15 protein-coding genes and 2 tRNA genes are annotated in these 15,714 nt (G+C 35.5%); 6 read left to right on the top strand and 11 right to left on the bottom strand.

Annotated elements, in window-relative coordinates; genetic code table 11:
• Positions 1–23 precede the first annotated feature (23 nt).
• From NTX65_00405 to NTX65_00395, 3 genes are all read right to left on the bottom strand, one after another.
• A complete protein-coding gene (locus NTX65_00405; protein ID MCX6167772.1) occupies positions 24–1,598 on the bottom strand; it encodes an aldehyde dehydrogenase family protein in 1,575 nt (524 codons plus the stop codon).
• Between the two features lie 155 nt (positions 1,599–1,753).
• Positions 1,754–3,013: an amidohydrolase gene (locus tag NTX65_00400; protein MCX6167771.1), complete on the bottom strand. Its 1,260-nt coding sequence runs from the start codon at positions 3,011–3,013 to the stop codon at positions 1,754–1,756.
• A gap of 117 nt (positions 3,014–3,130) precedes the next feature.
• Positions 3,131–3,220, bottom strand: a tRNA-Ser gene (locus NTX65_00395).
• 182 nt (positions 3,221–3,402) lie between these two features.
• Between NTX65_00395 and NTX65_00390 the strand changes: the two genes are divergently transcribed.
• The 3 genes from NTX65_00390 to NTX65_00380 all read left to right on the top strand — a co-directional run bounded on the left by NTX65_00390 (position 3,403) and on the right by NTX65_00380 (position 5,255).
• The gene (locus NTX65_00390) at positions 3,403–4,635 is read left to right on the top strand and encodes a GAF domain-containing sensor histidine kinase (protein MCX6167770.1); all 1,233 of its coding nucleotides are present in this window, start codon (positions 3,403–3,405) and stop codon (positions 4,633–4,635) included.
• Positions 4,636–4,699: 64 nt separating this feature from the next.
• A tRNA-Ser gene (locus tag NTX65_00385) sits at positions 4,700–4,786 on the top strand.
• 22 nt (positions 4,787–4,808) lie between these two features.
• Positions 4,809–5,255, top strand: coding sequence for a hypothetical protein (locus NTX65_00380; protein ID MCX6167769.1), 447 nt, complete (start codon positions 4,809–4,811; stop codon positions 5,253–5,255).
• Positions 5,256–5,257: 2 nt separating this feature from the next.
• Here NTX65_00380 and mtgA read toward each other — a convergent pair whose 3' ends face one another.
• On the bottom strand, positions 5,258–5,980 hold the full coding sequence (mtgA, locus tag NTX65_00375) for a monofunctional biosynthetic peptidoglycan transglycosylase (protein MCX6167768.1): 723 nt from the start codon (positions 5,978–5,980) through the stop codon (positions 5,258–5,260).
• Between the two features lie 186 nt (positions 5,981–6,166).
• Here mtgA and NTX65_00370 point away from each other — a divergent pair, with 186 nt between their 5' ends.
• The 3 genes from NTX65_00370 (at position 6,167) to NTX65_00360 (ending at position 8,542) form a co-directional block, all read left to right on the top strand.
• On the top strand, positions 6,167–6,658 hold the full coding sequence (locus NTX65_00370) for a ferritin (GenBank protein MCX6167767.1): 492 nt from the start codon (positions 6,167–6,169) through the stop codon (positions 6,656–6,658).
• Positions 6,659–6,776: 118 nt separating this feature from the next.
• Positions 6,777–7,016, top strand: coding sequence for a 50S ribosomal protein L28 (rpmB, locus tag NTX65_00365; protein ID MCX6167766.1), 240 nt, complete (start codon positions 6,777–6,779; stop codon positions 7,014–7,016).
• Between the two features lie 116 nt (positions 7,017–7,132).
• Positions 7,133–8,542 (top strand): M20/M25/M40 family metallo-hydrolase, encoded by a 1,410-nt coding sequence (locus tag NTX65_00360; protein MCX6167765.1) that lies wholly within the window; start codon positions 7,133–7,135, stop codon positions 8,540–8,542.
• A 134-nt stretch (positions 8,543–8,676) separates the two neighbouring features.
• Here NTX65_00360 and NTX65_00355 read toward each other — a convergent pair whose 3' ends face one another.
• The 7 genes from NTX65_00355 to NTX65_00325 form a co-directional block, all read right to left on the bottom strand.
• On the bottom strand, positions 8,677–9,207 hold the full coding sequence (locus NTX65_00355; GenBank protein MCX6167764.1) for an archaemetzincin family Zn-dependent metalloprotease: 531 nt from the start codon (positions 9,205–9,207) through the stop codon (positions 8,677–8,679).
• The gene (locus NTX65_00350) at positions 9,207–10,562 is read right to left on the bottom strand and encodes a sigma-54 dependent transcriptional regulator (protein MCX6167763.1); all 1,356 of its coding nucleotides are present in this window, start codon (positions 10,560–10,562) and stop codon (positions 9,207–9,209) included. Before NTX65_00350 ends, NTX65_00355 begins: the two co-directional genes overlap by 1 nt.
• An 11-nt stretch (positions 10,563–10,573) precedes the next feature.
• Positions 10,574–12,166: a HAMP domain-containing sensor histidine kinase gene (locus tag NTX65_00345; GenBank protein ID MCX6167762.1), complete on the bottom strand. Its 1,593-nt coding sequence runs from the start codon at positions 12,164–12,166 to the stop codon at positions 10,574–10,576.
• Between the two features lie 165 nt (positions 12,167–12,331).
• On the bottom strand, positions 12,332–13,048 hold the full coding sequence (locus NTX65_00340) for a hypothetical protein (GenBank protein ID MCX6167761.1): 717 nt from the start codon (positions 13,046–13,048) through the stop codon (positions 12,332–12,334).
• A gap of 24 nt (positions 13,049–13,072) precedes the next feature.
• On the bottom strand, positions 13,073–14,245 hold the full coding sequence (gene nrfD, locus NTX65_00335; protein MCX6167760.1) for a polysulfide reductase NrfD: 1,173 nt from the start codon (positions 14,243–14,245) through the stop codon (positions 13,073–13,075).
• Between the two features lie 5 nt (positions 14,246–14,250).
• Positions 14,251–15,012, bottom strand: a complete 762-nt coding sequence (locus NTX65_00330; GenBank protein ID MCX6167759.1) for a 4Fe-4S dicluster domain-containing protein — start codon at positions 15,010–15,012, stop codon at positions 14,251–14,253.
• Positions 15,013–15,026: 14 nt separating this feature from the next.
• A complete protein-coding gene (locus NTX65_00325) occupies positions 15,027–15,698 on the bottom strand; it encodes a hypothetical protein (protein ID MCX6167758.1) in 672 nt (223 codons plus the stop codon).
• Between the last annotated feature and the right edge of the window lie 16 nt (positions 15,699–15,714).

Raw genomic sequence — 15,714 nt, 5'->3', positions numbered from 1 at the left:
ATGAGACGGTTCATAGAATCGTCTCATTTTTTTAAATTTTTTCGAAATATACGGGGAACAATTTTCAAGAGCGAAATCGCTCCTCTCATCCGTAAAGAGAGTTTCTTATTGTAGAGCATATTCATAGCGCCTTTCAATCCATCATAAATACTTTTGTTGAATGGATGCCACCACAAATCTTTCTTAACAAATGGTAGAATATCACGGACGATTGTTAATGGCTGAGTCATTCCTTCGAAGCCGATTCTTCCATGGGTCCTTCCGATTCCCGAATTCTTGAATCCACCCCATGTTGATTCTGCCATGCCGTGGCTTACAGAATGATCATTTATTGTTACAACTCCTGCTTTAATCTGTCTTGCTATTTCTTCCCCACGTTTTGAATTTGTTGTCCACACGGAGCCCGTGAGTCCGAGTTGTGAATCATTGGCTAATTTAATCGCTTCATTGTAATCGGAAAATTTCATTACTCCGACAACAGGACCGAAGGTTTCATCGCACATAACCAGCATTTCGTGATTAACATTTGTAAGAACAGTTGCCGGAAGGAAATTTTTGAGTTTAACATTTTCCGGTACTTTAGATTGAGCAAATATTTTAGCTCCTTTACTCAACGCGTCTTCTACGTGCTTATTAACAGTTTCTATCTGCCGTTCGGTTGTCATACATCCGACATCGCAATTAAAGTCTTTATCATAATCAACGCGCAGCTTTTCTATTTTCTCTTTTAATATGCTCATGAAACTGTTATAAATTTTTTCGTGAACATAAATACGTTCGATGCCGCAGCATGTTTGTCCCGCATTCTGAAATCCTCCCCAAAGTGCCCCCACGGCAGCCCGGTAAGGATCAGCATCTTCACAAACAATCATTGCATCATTACCGCCAAGTTCAAGCACAATCGGGGTTAAAGTTTGTGCGGCTTTTCCCATCATGTATTTTCCAACTGATACTGATCCGGTGAAATATATTTTATCTAATCCGCAAACAATAAAAGCATCGCCTGCTATTTTGCCCGGAAGATTCACAAAATTGAAAATCCCTTTCGGAAGTTTAGCGTATTCGATTACTTCTTTAAGTATCAGTCCAACCATTTGTGTTTCTGAAGCGGTTTTTAATATCACCGCGTTTCCGGCAAGTAATCCCATTACGACTTCAGAAAATGGAATTGAGAACGGATAATTCCACGGGGAGATAATTCCTACAACACCGAATGGAACGCGTATGACCTTACTTCGTTTATTGATGAGAATAATATTTCCGTCGGAATTTTTTTTATCAGATAAAAACCGTTTAGCATTTTTGCAGTAATAACTAACCGCCATGGATGCCGGTAACACTTCCGTTGCCATTGCGTCAATTCGGGTTTTGCCGTTATCTCTTGAAATTGTTTCGGCAATTCGGTCGGCATTTTCAACTAGAAAATCTCTAATCTTTAGTACACGCTTAACTCTTTCATCAACAGAGAATTGTTCCCAAAGTTTTTGAGACAATCGTGCTTGTAAGATCATCTCTTTTAGATCTTCGACAGAATGCAATTTGGAAAAACCAATTGTTTCTCCTGTTGCAGGGTTGAACGATTCTGATTGCTTTTGCATACTAACTCCAAAAAGATTTGAGTTTTTGTCCTTGAAGATAAGAAAAGATGAGTCTTAAAAAGCTAGATAGTAATAACTTCTTTTGTTTAAAATATTAGTATGAATTCAGTTTAAAGTTTACCGATAAATCCGTAAAGCTATATCAAATTAGAATATTAGTTAGTCAACAATTCCATTGTGGATGTTAAAACAGTTCTTACTCCGGATTTAATTGTATTCTCAAAATCTGGTTTGAAATTTGGCGAATGTACAAAAGGAATATTCCAGCCACCTTGCTTCTTAGCCCAGTCTTCAGCAGATGCGGAACCAACCCAAATCATAAATGAAGGTACTTTTTCTTTAGTTCTTCCATATTGAGAAAAATCTTCCGATGCTGACCATGGTTGCGATTGAATTATATTACTCTCACCAAATTCCTTTTTAAGTATAGGTACTAACCTGTTAACCAGTTCATGATTATTGTAAACTGCAGGAGTTTGTTCTGAAATAATTATTTCCGGCAATTTATCACTGCTCAATCCAAAACTTTCCGCAATCTTCTCTGTTTTGGTTTTTATTGAATTGAGAATTTTCTTTTTAACATCATCATTAAAAGTTCGTACTGTAAGCCCCATCTCAACTTCATCCGGTATGATGTTATGTTTAGTTCCTCCTTTAATATATCCGACCGTTATTACAGCAGGATCAAACGGCGAAGTTTCTCTGCTGATGATTGTTTGATAACTTAAAATCATTTGAGCTGTCATCACAATCGGATCAACGGCTAATTGAGGACTTGCACCATGCCCGCCGATTCCTTTTACTTTTATCGTAATACTGGTTGCATCAGACATTGCATAACCCGGACAATATAAATCCGTTCCAACTTTAGCCGCTGGAGAAACATGAATAGCCAATGCATAATCCGGAACGCCGAATTTTTCATATAGACCTGCATCCAACATCATCCTGGCACCTTTTCCGATTTCTTCGGCGGGTTGGCCAATCATCATGATTGTCCCTTTCCATTTATTTTTATTTTCAGCAAGCATTCTTGCGGTTCCAATAAAAACAGACATGTGAACGTCATGTCCGCACGCGTGCATAACACCATTATTTTTGCTGGTGAAAAGAAGAGAGGTATTCTCTTTTACTGGCAAGGCATCAAGATCTGTTCTAATCAGTATTTTTTTCCCCTCACCGTTTTTTAGAATTCCTACTACACCATATCCGCCGAATCTTTCTGTTACTTCAAATCCGAGGTTTTTTAATTCTTGAGCAATTCGAGCGGAAGTTCTTTCCTCTTTTAGTGAAAGTTCAGGATCGGAATGCAAATCCTTGCAAAGTTTTTCCAGATCTGGGTAAATGGAATTTATATTTTGGGCATTTGTTCTGAGTGCAAATAAAATAAATATTGAAAGGATTATTTTTTTCATTTCAATTACTTTCTATTATACATATTGAAGATAAAAAAATATTCATAGTAAAAAGTAAATAAAAAAAATAAGCCCAAAGGCAGTGATCGCAATCTGTCTTTAAGCTTATTTATTACGTGGCGGAAAGGGGGGGATTCGAACCCCCGATACCGTTACCGGTACAACAGTTTTCGAGACTGCCGCATTCAACCACTCTGCCACCTTTCCAAACTGTTACTTCACATCTACTTCCTTATTTACGAATCGCAACTTACAAAACTGAATCGAAATACAGAAATTTGTGATTTACATTCTATTTGATTCATTATTCTTATTGTACGATTGGATTAATTCTACTCAATTATTAAATTAAGATAGGCACTAACTGAAATAATTTTTTAAAACTCCCTATGAAAAGCGACGAATTACAAAAAATAATTAAAGCAGCAGAATTGGTTAACTCCAATCTCAGTGTTAAAGAAGTTTTAAATAATATTGTTAAAGTCGCAGTTGAACTTACCAATGCCGACCGAGGCACTCTATACCTTCTGGATGCAGAAAAAAATGAGTTATGGTCTCTCATTGCGGTTGGAGTAGAGACACAGGAAATCCGGTTGAAGATTGGGCATGGTCTTGCCGGCTATGTGGCTAAAAGCGGTGAGACAATAAATATTGAAAATGCTCAAGATGATTCCCGTTTTAATTCAGAATATGATCTATTAAGCGGTTACAAAACTCAAAGTGTAATTTGTTTTCCCATTAGAGATAGTAAACACGAAATAATCGGGGTATTACAATTAATCAACAATCAATTTGGAAAATTTTCTCAGCGCGACGAAGATTTTCTGAATGCGCTTTCAATCCATTCTGCAATCGCTATTAATAATGCATTGATGCATCAAGAACAAGTAATTATCAATCAAAAATTAGAATTGGCAAAGCAGGAAGCGGAAAAATTTGAAATGTTGAAAAATCATTTTCTCTTGCAAATGTCTCATGAAATCAGAACTCCATTTAACATTATTTTAGGAAGTATTGAAGTCCTCAAGAATGAAAAGTTATTTCTAAAATCCAACGAAATGAAAGAAATATTTGAAATGCTGGAACACGGCAGCAACAGAATAATTAGAACAGTCGACGAAATAATGGAAATGTCGAAAGTTAGATCTGGCAATTATGAAATCCATATTGAAAAGATTAAACTTGAAGAAGACATTTTAAGTCATGTTATTAATAGTTATAAGCTGAACGCAGAAATGAAAGGTCTTCAATTTTTCTTTGAAAAGACCACCGATCTGAACGAAGTCCAATGTGATAAATTTATGACATATCAGATATTTCAAGAAATTATTGATAACGCTTTGAAATTCACAACACATGGGAGTGTGTACGTTAAACAATTCAAGAATGAAGAAGATAAATTGTGCGTTAGCATAAGTGACACTGGAATAGGAATTTCGCCCGATTATCTTGAGCATATCTTTGAACCATTTTCACAAGAAGATACCGGTTACTCCAGAAAGTTCGAAGGAAATGGATTGGCGCTTGCTCTTATTAAGAAGTATGCAGAATTAAACAATCTTTCTATCTCTGTAAAGAGCGAGAAAAATGTGGGATCTGAATTTTTAGTTGCCTTTTTATGACCGTAGTTTAATTTCCAATTTTTTTCTGTTCCCAATTCTTAATATATTTGCGCCCGAAATACAAGGAGAGGTGCAGGAGTGGTTTATCTGGCTACCCTGGAAAGGTAGTGTACCTGCAAGGGTACCGAGGGTTCGAATCCCTCTCTCTCCTCTAAAATAAAATCATCTAAATTATGAGAAGAATATTCATAGTCCTTTTACTCTTCATCACAATAGGTTTATTGCATGCTCAATCATCCACCGAGAATTGGGTACCAATAGTTATCGAACAAGATGAATCTCTTTTTATCAATATTACCGGACTATCCACCTACAAGGGTGACGAATTTTTTGTTTGGTCTTTGCAGGAATTGAAATCGCCAATGACAATGGAAGGAGTGGATGGAGATATTTACAAAATAAAAACTTACTACCATATTAATAAAGAGATGATGCGTTACAGCATATTACAAATTATCTATTATGATAGACAGAACAACGTTATAAAACAATACAGTTATGAGCATAATGTTAACAAACCAGAATTTATATTTAACTATCCTATAACAAACAATTCCGATGTTGCTAAAATATTGTTGAAAAGTTTCGAATATTTAAATCCAGGTGTAGAAAAGAAATAAATCTAATAATCAATATCTTCTTTTAGAATTTCCACTCCGCCAATTGAATTCATTTGCTGTAGAATATTATCCCTTCTATTAATTAAATATGAAGTTGGTTTTCTTGGATCGCGTTTTTCCGGATTGGGTAGAATAGCAATGATTGTTGCGGCTTCCGAAGGATTCAATTTAATTGATGGTTTACCGTAATATGTTTTTGATGCTGCTTCGATCCCATAAATTCCGTTCCCCATCTCAGCCACGTTCAAGTAAACTTCTATAATCCTTTCTTTACTCCATAGTAGCTCAAGAAGAAGAGTATAATAAGCTTCCACTCCTTTGCGGATTAGATTTTTACCCGAGAAAAGAAACATATTTTTAGCTACTTGCATTGAAACCGTGCTTGCACCTCGCACTCGTTTCTTTTTTAAGTTTTTTTTCATCTCATTCTCTTTCATAGCTTTTTCAATCTGTTCAAAATCGAATCCGAAATGTTCAAAAAATTTTTGGTCCTCCGATGCAATCACTGCGAGTGCCGCATATTTAGATACGTTTTGAATCTTTACGGATTTTTGATTCACATCCGAAAAGGAGAATAATCCTAATAACGGTTCAGTTTTTGAATTTATAAATGCAGTAACAGGCGGGTCAATTATTCTGAAAAATAATATCACAAAAACTGAAAATGCTGTATATAATAAAAAGAATGATAATAAGAATTTGATTGTACGCCAGATAAACTTCATTACTCCTCGGGTATAAAGATTTTGCCAATATTTTAAAGCTGCAATGGTAAGATCGAACTCATTTACCAAACAGAACTATATATAACCATTTGGTGTTGCTTAAATAAGAATTTGAATTATTAACTGCAAATGAATAAATTGTTCCAAAATAAAATCAACTAATTATTAAAAATCTGAGAGGTAAATATGATTTCTGACAAAATGCAAAAAGCACTAAATGATCAAATTAATGCAGAGATTTTTTCTTCCTACCTATATTTAGCTATGGCTGCTCATTTGGAAAGTGAAAATTGGAACGGAATGGCTGCCTGGATGAAAATTCAATCCGGTGAAGAATACGGTCACGCAATGAAATTTTATAAATATGTTCACGATGTTGAAGGAAAAGTTACACTTACTGCAATCGAAAAGCCGAAATCAACGTGGAAATCCCCGCTCCAGGCATTTGAAGAAGCACTAAAACATGAACTTTATATTACCGATCGGATCAACAAACTTGTAGCTCTTGCACTCCAGGAGAGCGACTACGCGACGAACATTTTCTTAAATTATTTTGTAACCGAACAGGTTGAAGAAGTTTCTACTTCAACTCAGATTGTTAATAAATTCAATATGCTTGGCGATAACAAGACTTCCCTCTTTTTACTTGACCGTGAACTTGGAATGCGGGCTAAATAAGTTCAAGTCTGTCTAAAAGGCGGTTTAATAGCCGCTTTTTATTTTTAAAAAATATTTTTTCGGTAATATATTTTTTACTATTTTTCGCCACCAAAAATTGAAACAAAGAGGTTTTTAAATGGCTAGAAAATGTCAGCTATCTGGCGTTGGTCCGGTGAGTGGTCATAGCATTTCTCATGCACACAATAAAAGCAAAAGAAGATTTTTACCAAATCTTCAAAAGAAAAGAATATGGGTTAAAGAATTGAATAAATTCGTTACCGTTAGAGTTACTGCTGCCGCTTTGAGAACTGTCTCGAAAAACGGAACCGCTGATCTTGCTAAACTCGTTATTGAGAAAAAAGTTAAAGCTAGATAAGATTTTGCATTTGTGAAAACCCTCGGCTCTGCCGGGGGTTTTTTGTTTTAAATTGCGTTTGATTTTGATTTGTACCGAGTATAACTTTGCCCGCAAATAATTTTACGAGGCATGTTTTGATCTTCATAAAAATTACTCCTAAAAATTTATTCTCGATTCTTCTCATTTCTTTTTACTTGTTTACAACAATTAACGCACAACAATTAGAAAAAAATAAATTACAAAGTTATAATCAAATTGCTCGAACAATTGTCCGAAATGCATTAACTGAAAAGCGAGGATATGATTGGCTTAAAGAACTCTGCACTATAGGTCCCAGATTAAGCGGTTCCGATAAATCCTTACGTGCAATTCATTGGGCGGAACAGAAAATGAAATCACTTGGTTTCGATTCTGTCTGGTTGCAGCCCGTTATGGTTCCAAAATGGGAACGCGGTAAAATTGAAAAAGCTTTCGTCTCTAATTCTAAAAACTTCCGAAATAAAAAACTTACAATTGTTTCATTTGGCGGCAGCGTTGGAACATCCCCAAAAGGAATTACAGCTCAATTAATAGAAGTAAAAAGTCTTGATGAAGCGAAATCTCTCGGAGAAAAAGCTAAGGGGAAAATAATTTTCTACAACCGCCCATTCGATAACGGGTTACTTAATACTTTTGAAGGATATGGTAAAGCCGTTGATCAAAGAATTAATGGTGCTATTGAAGCGGCTAAAGTTGGAGCGATTGGCGCAATCGTTCGTTCGGTGCAATCCAGTTATGATAACATTCCGCACACCGGCGTAATGAATTATCAGGATGGTATTCAAAAAATTCCTTGTGCCGCAATTAGTGTAATTGATGCTGATTACTTGAGCAAGGCAATAAAGGAAGAACCAAAATTAGAAATTACCATCAAGATGAGTTGCGAAAATTTTCCGGAAGTACAGTCGTATAATGTTATCGGGCAATTAACTGGTTCTGAAAAACCGAACGAAGTAATTGTTGTTGGAGGACATTTTGATAGCTGGGATAAAGGTTGCGGTGCTCACGATGATGGTGCCCCATCTCTTCAAACTATGGAAGCTCTCGATCTATTAAAGCGTAATGGTGTAAAACCGAAACGAACAATCCGGTGTGTACTTTTCATCAATGAAGAGAATGGATTGCGAGGCGGAATTGAATATGGAAAATTTTCTGAATCATCTAATGATAAACATTTAGCAGCTATTGAATCGGACCGAGGTGCATTTACTCCTCGCGGATTTAATGTTACAACTGATTCTTTATCATTCAAAAAAATGCAAAGCTGGTTACCGGTTTTAAACTTAGCAGATATCGATTGGGTTAGGAATGGCGGAAGCGGCGGCGATGTTGGACAAATTAAAAATGCAAAAGCCCTTTTGGGGTATGTCCCGGATGATCAGCGCTACATGGATTTACATCATTCGGACAATGATGTTTTTTCGGCAGTTAATCCGAGAGAAATGGAACTTGGATCTGCAGCAATTGCTATTATGAGTTTGTTATTGAGTGAAGAAGGTTTATGAGTCGTCCTAAAATGATGTGAAGAAACACAAATTGGTTGCAAAACCATATTTTGTTTATTTCAGTAAAGTGAATTTTCTCAAATGAATCAAACAATTTAGATTATAGATTTAAGATCAATTGTTCGAATACAAAATTAGTATTTATAGACTTCAACATTAGAAATGCATTTACTGCAGAAAGTGTTTCCTTTTATATCTACTTCTTCAATCCCATTTGATGCATGCATAACACAATCCCAGTCCGCGCAATGACGGAGACCATAATTATGGCCAAGTTCGTGAAGAGTTTCTTTAATTGTACGTTCCAATAAAAGATCATCGTTCGATATGCCGGAATAAAATTCTTCGTGCAAGCGGCAGACAGAAAGAATGGAATGTTTTCCATTAAGCTGCGCTTCTCCAAAAACAAAAGTTAATGCTGGCACAAAAATATCAACATCGGTCACCATAATTATTTTACCGTTATATATATCGGTTAGCTTTATTGCTTCGGCAAGTATCTGTGTAGAAAAATATTGTTTGCGCTCTATTGAGAAGAAATCATCTAGATTTACATTTAGGATAATGACATGAATTTTGCAAAGAAATCTTTTCGATAATTCAGTAATAAGGTTTTGCAGTAGTAAATTGTTGTGAAATTTAATGGGTGCTATAAAGATATCCATCAAAATTCTTCTTTGCGGAGTTCGTACTTATTTATTTTATTGTAAAGTGTGACCCTGTCAATCTCAAGTAACTGAGCTGATTTAGAAATATTCCAGCTATTCTCAAGTAAAGTTTTGAGAATATATTTTTTTTCCATTGAAGAAAGGCTCTTCGAATCACCATCCAAATCAAAATTATTCTTCGAAACATGAAATGGGAGGTCATCAACAATAATAGAATCAGATTTACCAACCACCATCGCTCTTTCTATAGCATTCTCCAATTCACGAACATTCCCCGGCCAATCATAGTTCATGAGAAATTCCATTGCTTCTTTTGAAACGTTTTTTATCTTTTTATTCATAACAGTTGAAAATTTATTAATAAAGAAATTTACAAGCAGAGGAATATCATCCCTTCTTTCACGCAGGGGTGGAATAACAACTGTGAATACATTTAACCTGTAATAAAGATCTTCTCTAAACTTGCCTGCTTTAACGAGTTCTTCCAGAAGTTCATTTGTTGCAGTAATTACCCTAAAATCACTTTTTATTAATTCATTTCCGCCAACCCGGTTAAACTGTTTTGTTTCGATAACTCTTAACATCTCAATCTGCATCCTTAAGGAAATCGAGCCAATCTCATCAAGAAAAATTGTTCCTCCGTTAGCCATTTCAAATTTCCCTTTTCTTTTAAATTGAGCGCCTGTAAATGAACCCTTTTCGTGTCCGAACAATTCGCTCTCAAGAAGTGATTCGGCTAAAGCGCCGCAGTTCACAGTAATAATCGGAGAATATTTTCTACCGCTATTAATGTGGATGGCTTTTGCAACCAACTCTTTTCCAGTACCACTCTCACCTCTTATCATAACAGTAGTATCTGTGCGGGCAACAGAATGCACAAGCTCATAAATTTTCTTCATCTGATTGCTATCGCCAATCAAATTATCAGGTTTAATTATTTCATCTATATTTTCTTTCAACTGAGTGTTTTCAATCTTTAGCGCCCGTTGTTCAAGTGCTTTTTTGACAAGATGCGCTAGTTCGTCAGGATCAACAGGTTTTGTTACATAATCGTATGCCCCGGTTTTCAAAGCCGTAATTGCGGTTGGTACCGAAGCAAAAGCCGTTATGAGGATAATAAGAGCATCTTTATCGATTGCCTTAATTTTAGATAACAAATCCAGGCCACTCATTCCCGGCATTTTCATGTCGACAAGAAGGAGATCAAATTTTTCCTTTGCATATTTTTTTAAGGCAGTTTCACCATCCTCGGCGGTATCAACTATATAATTTTCCTCTTCAAACCAGTGATAAAGAGATTCCCTTACAATTTTTTCATCATCGACTATTAAAATTCTTTCGTTATTATTCATAGACCTTCCTGCTAAGCAAGTTGTTCGTTTTGTGGCAATACTATTTTAAACGTAGTACCTTGATTTGAACTTTTTTCTACTTCTACTTTCCCTTTATGATTAGTAACAATTCCGTAGACAACAGCCAGTCCAAGCCCGGTACCTGTAGAAGCTTCTTTTGTTGAATAAAACGGTTCGAAGATATGAGGCAAATCTTTATCGGCTATTCCTATGCCTTCGTCTATTATCCTAAGAACAATATTATTTTTTTCAAGTGTTAAGTTAAGTGTGATTTTTCCACCATTAGGCATTGCTTCAATTGAATTGATCAGAAGCGACATCAGAGCCTGTTGTATTTTGTATGCGTTGCAGTAAATTTCAATTGGTAGTTCAGGGAATTCTTTGATTATAGTTATGCGGTTTATTTCAAGATGATGGTTTATAACAGCCACACTATTATCGATTATTTTTACAAAGTTTTCTTTTGCATATTCATCCAATTCAGAGTGCGAAAAAATCAGTAAGTCTTTTACAATTTGTCCGCAGCGGGCAGATTCATGCGAAATCAATTCTAAATATTCAATAATTTTTGAATGCTCAGAGTCTTTCTGTGAAGCTTGTAACTTTTTTGTTATCAATTTGCTGTAAGTTAAAATTCCTGCAAGCGGATTATTCAACTCATGCGCTACAGTTGCTGATAATTTTCCGAGTGAAGCCAACTTCTCAATTTGATTAACCTGGTTGTAAATATTTTTGAGTTCTTCCGTCTTTTCATTTACTTTGTCATTCAAAGTTTCCGACCAATTTTTTATTTCCTTATAAGCCTCATCAAGTTTTGTTGACATCTCATTAAACCGGCGTGCCATTTGTCCTAGTTCGTTTTTAGAATTAATTCCAATTTTATAATCCAAATTTCCGTTTCCTAATTCTTCAATGCCTACTCTTATTTTTTTAATTGGTTTGTTAACTAAAATTGTTATGAACAAACCGGAAAAAAATGAAATAACAACGACAATAAAAACCGAACCTAAAATTACCTTCCTCGTACTGTTTTGGATTATTGAATCAAGCTGCTCAAGCGAAACAACAACGTCGAGAACACCGAGAATATTAACTTTGGGCGAGTGGGCATGACAGTCCGCGTTTGAACAATCTGGATCATTTTGAATTGGATTAATTAGGCCAAGAACTCGTGTATTTTCTGAATTTTTATAAATTCTAATTTTATCTTGGTTTGTTAAACTTTTTAGCGGAACTGAACTGTTGTGGCAGGCAATGCAAGCTTCGTCCTTCATATTAACTTTTTTTAGGATCTCATCAGGGTTTGTGGAAAAAATTATTAAACCTTGTTTGTTGTAAATGCGGATTTCTTTAACACCAATTTCAGTACGCAATGTTTTAATAATTTCATGAACATCTTCACGTCTGTTCAGAAGCATACTATATCGGGTTGATTTTTTTATCAGGTCACTTATACTATACGCGCTTTGGAATCTTGTATCAGTTAAATAACTATCAAGATTTTTAATAATAAAGTAGGTATAAACCGAAAGAATACTAATCAGGATAAATGAAATAGATATTATAAGTCGAACGCTTAGCTTATTTAGAACTTTTGTTTTCATAACCTCTAATTCCTATTTTAAAATTAGATAATACTTTAGATACTTTCACTCAATTAGATAGATTTATTATTTTTATAATGAATGAAACTGGTAAATTATGGGGTCAAGAACTCATAATGAGCATCATAAAAGTGGACGGTGGGTCGGTGTTCAAACAATTTCTTCTTAAGGGTTAAAAGAATTTAATATAGCTGCATATTTTTTACTACCGAGAAGTTGGTGAAGAGATTTGATTTGGGTTCCACCGTCATGCATTGTTTCTCCGACTGTAGGCACCTTCAATTTAATCTCCTCGATAATATCAATAGCTCTACTATGTGTTCTACCCCATTCCTCTTTGGATAAGCTGCCGTTTTTAATATCGTGGTTATCGCAACCAATTATCGCAAACCATTGAGACTTCCAGGGAATGTCATTTGAATCGCCGACTTTATCGTGAATTAAAAAATTCTTAGGTGCTGATAGATTAATCTCACCCCACGGACCAAAAATTTGAATTAATTGTTGACCAGCAAAAATATTTTCCCCGCACCCAAACAATATAAGTGAGCTTAATGAATCAAGAAAGCAAATTAAGACAGGATTAATGCCGAGATAAAATGTATTAGGGCAGATTTCCTTAGCGACAAAATTATTTTTTAGATAAATAACTTGATTATCGTATTCGATGCTTTGCAATTTGTCGGAGATAATATTTACAACACTCGATATACCGGTAGACAGTGATTCTTTTTCATTCAATAAATTGCGCATAACTTTATCAAACAGGCATTTTTCACAGTCAAATTGGTTATCGCATAATTTATACTCGATAACATGAGATGCCATCCAGATGCACTTCAGCATCTCATAATTGCTCTTGATTCCATTTTCATTTTTCATATCATTTACTCAAAATTATTAGTTCTAATTTATTGGCACTCTTTCCTTTATCAAGTCTTTGGATTCTTCTATAATAAAAACTTTAAAGTTTTTAGCGATCAGTCTGAAAGCAAATAGTGCGAATACTACAAGCATTGAAGTAATGCTTATTTCGTCAAATGATGGGAAATAATTTACTCCCGAAGAGGCAGTTAAACCGGTAATACTCACGTTGAATCTGTTAAGAATTAATCCGGAAATAACAAAGATCGAAATTAGGTAGAGCCATTTTTTATCTTCTCTAAACTTTTTGTTGCTGAGCAAACAGATCGGGACAATGGTTCCAATCAAAATTTCCAAATAGAAAAGTGATGTTTCAGTTGAAGGTATCGTCAAATAAATTAGTTTTCCGTTTTCAACAAAATCATAAATCTTCAACAAAAAGCAGGCTATTAAAGCTATAAAAACAGCATAAGCCGCCCCTGATAAAATATTCATATTTAATTCGGGATTATTAAATTGATCTTCTTTCTTAAAAGCTCTGGCAATTAGATATGACTCAAAGATTATCATAGACAAGCCTGAAGCAATACATGAAATATAAAAATGCACAGGGAGCAATGCTGAATACCATAGCGGATGCAGTCTTCCAGGAACTATCAAATATAATGAACCGAAAGATGATTGATGAAGAGTCGAAAATAAAACACCGGCAATCACAACAGGTATGGAGATTATTTTCAGAAATTTTATTGGCGCTTTGAGATTGTATTTTTCAAGGACAACCGGGGCAAACTCTAAAATTAGTACCGTTGTATAACAAATTAAGCACCATGTTATTTCAAACATTACTGAATGAATATTCCACATTATAAGCGGATGCCAAAAATTTTCCGGTCTCCCTAGATCTACTACTAGAAGGCAAACCACAACTGAATATCCGAGGAAAGCTGTCAGGATTGCAGGTCTAACCAACGGCTCATATTTATGGATGTGAAATATGTGTACCGTAGCTGCGATTGTGAATCCTGCAGCGGCGAGTCCGACTCCTAGAAAATCAAACCCTATCCACAAACCCCATGGTGCGGCATCATGAAGATTAGTTGTTGCACCTAGTCCTCGAGAAAATCTATAATAAGTTGAAAATAAACCCATTGTTACGATTATAACTGAAACCACTTTCCAAAATGTAGGTTTTAAAATATCGTTGACTTTCATATGCTTTAATTTCCATTAGTAGTATTTTTTTCTTCAATTGCAATTTGATTTTTTCTTTTTGTAAGCCAATACATCGCACTCAGGAATACTCCTCCACCTAATACAACCGATGGAATCTGTTTCATTGCCCTCATTGAAAATTCAGGCATTGATTCTTTTGGCAATTTCGGAGTATACCCCAGCTGCTCGAATGGTATAGGCGAGATGATCAGGACATGACCACCGCCCGCTTCTTCAAGACCGTATATATGCTGATAATATTTCTCGGGATTGTATTTCAATCTATTTTTGGCCACTGCAACAAGTTGATTAATATCGCCATACAGCGTGGCTTCATTTGGACATGCTTCGACACAACCGGGCAACTGACCGGCTTTAACTCGTTCATCGCAAAGATTGCATTTGCGTACGCGGGGTTTCGTCGTTCCCCATTCATAGCGGGGAATTTTATGAGGACAAGCCTGCATACAATATCTGCATCCGATACATTTATCAGCATCATAAACTACTGCGCCGGTAGGGCTCTTTTTTATTGCACCAACCAGACATACAGAAACACAAGCCGGTTCATTACAATGCATGCACAGTTTTCTAGCATAATTTTCACCGTATTCTTCAACTACTGTAAAAGTTTTATCTGAGAGATGATCTTTTAAAAAATCTTCATTTGTTTGGGGCAGATTATTTACCTCTTTGCACCCCTGATAGCAGGAACCGCATCCGACACAAAGCGTAACATCAAAGAGTATTCCGTTTTCTTGTGACATATAATTTCCGGTTTTTATAATGAGAGAAATTCTTTTTCAAAATCATATGCACTTTGGTCAACTAATAAAGAGGCAGTCTCGTTCGTTAAAGATCCTCCATCATACATAGTTGTTCCGACCATCTCTACGTTCGGCAAATGACTATCAATAAAATTATTTAATTTGATAAATTCTTTTTTCATCCAGTTTAAGGCTTCTCTTCCCGAAAAAAACAGTTCCCGATTTTCAGGAAAATCCTTTGATATTAACTGAACGCCCCATGTCTCATATGGCTCGGAGATTTTATTTCCAATTATATTTGCGTTAAGAGATTTTACAATTCCATTAACAGGAGACTGGAATTTTATGATTTTATTTCCGTAAGCGCCTTCGAATATCATTTCTCCACGTTTTAGCTCTTTGCCTACCTCCGCGCATTTTAGAATTGATAACGTCCCCAATGCCGTCGTTCCAAAGGCATCAATTCCGATATCAATTATCCCGTCTGTATTCTTCTTAAGCCAAGTATGCCCTTTCGAAATAATTATATTCGCGGGAATAGCAAAAATATTTCCATTAAATATTTCTACATCATGCAAAGTCAATGGCGGAACAAATGCCGGATGATTTTTCCTCTGGATTTTTAATACAATCAGATCAACTGAGAGGATAAATAAAAACGCTGTCAGAACAAAAATTGCGACCATATAGAATCCTTTTGGT

Source organism: Ignavibacteriales bacterium (assembly GCA_026390795.1).
Taxonomy (GTDB): Bacteria; Bacteroidota; Ignavibacteria; order Ignavibacteriales; family Melioribacteraceae; genus Fen-1258.
Note: the sequence above shows the minus strand (reverse complement) of the source record. Positions and strands in the feature narration are given on the sequence as shown.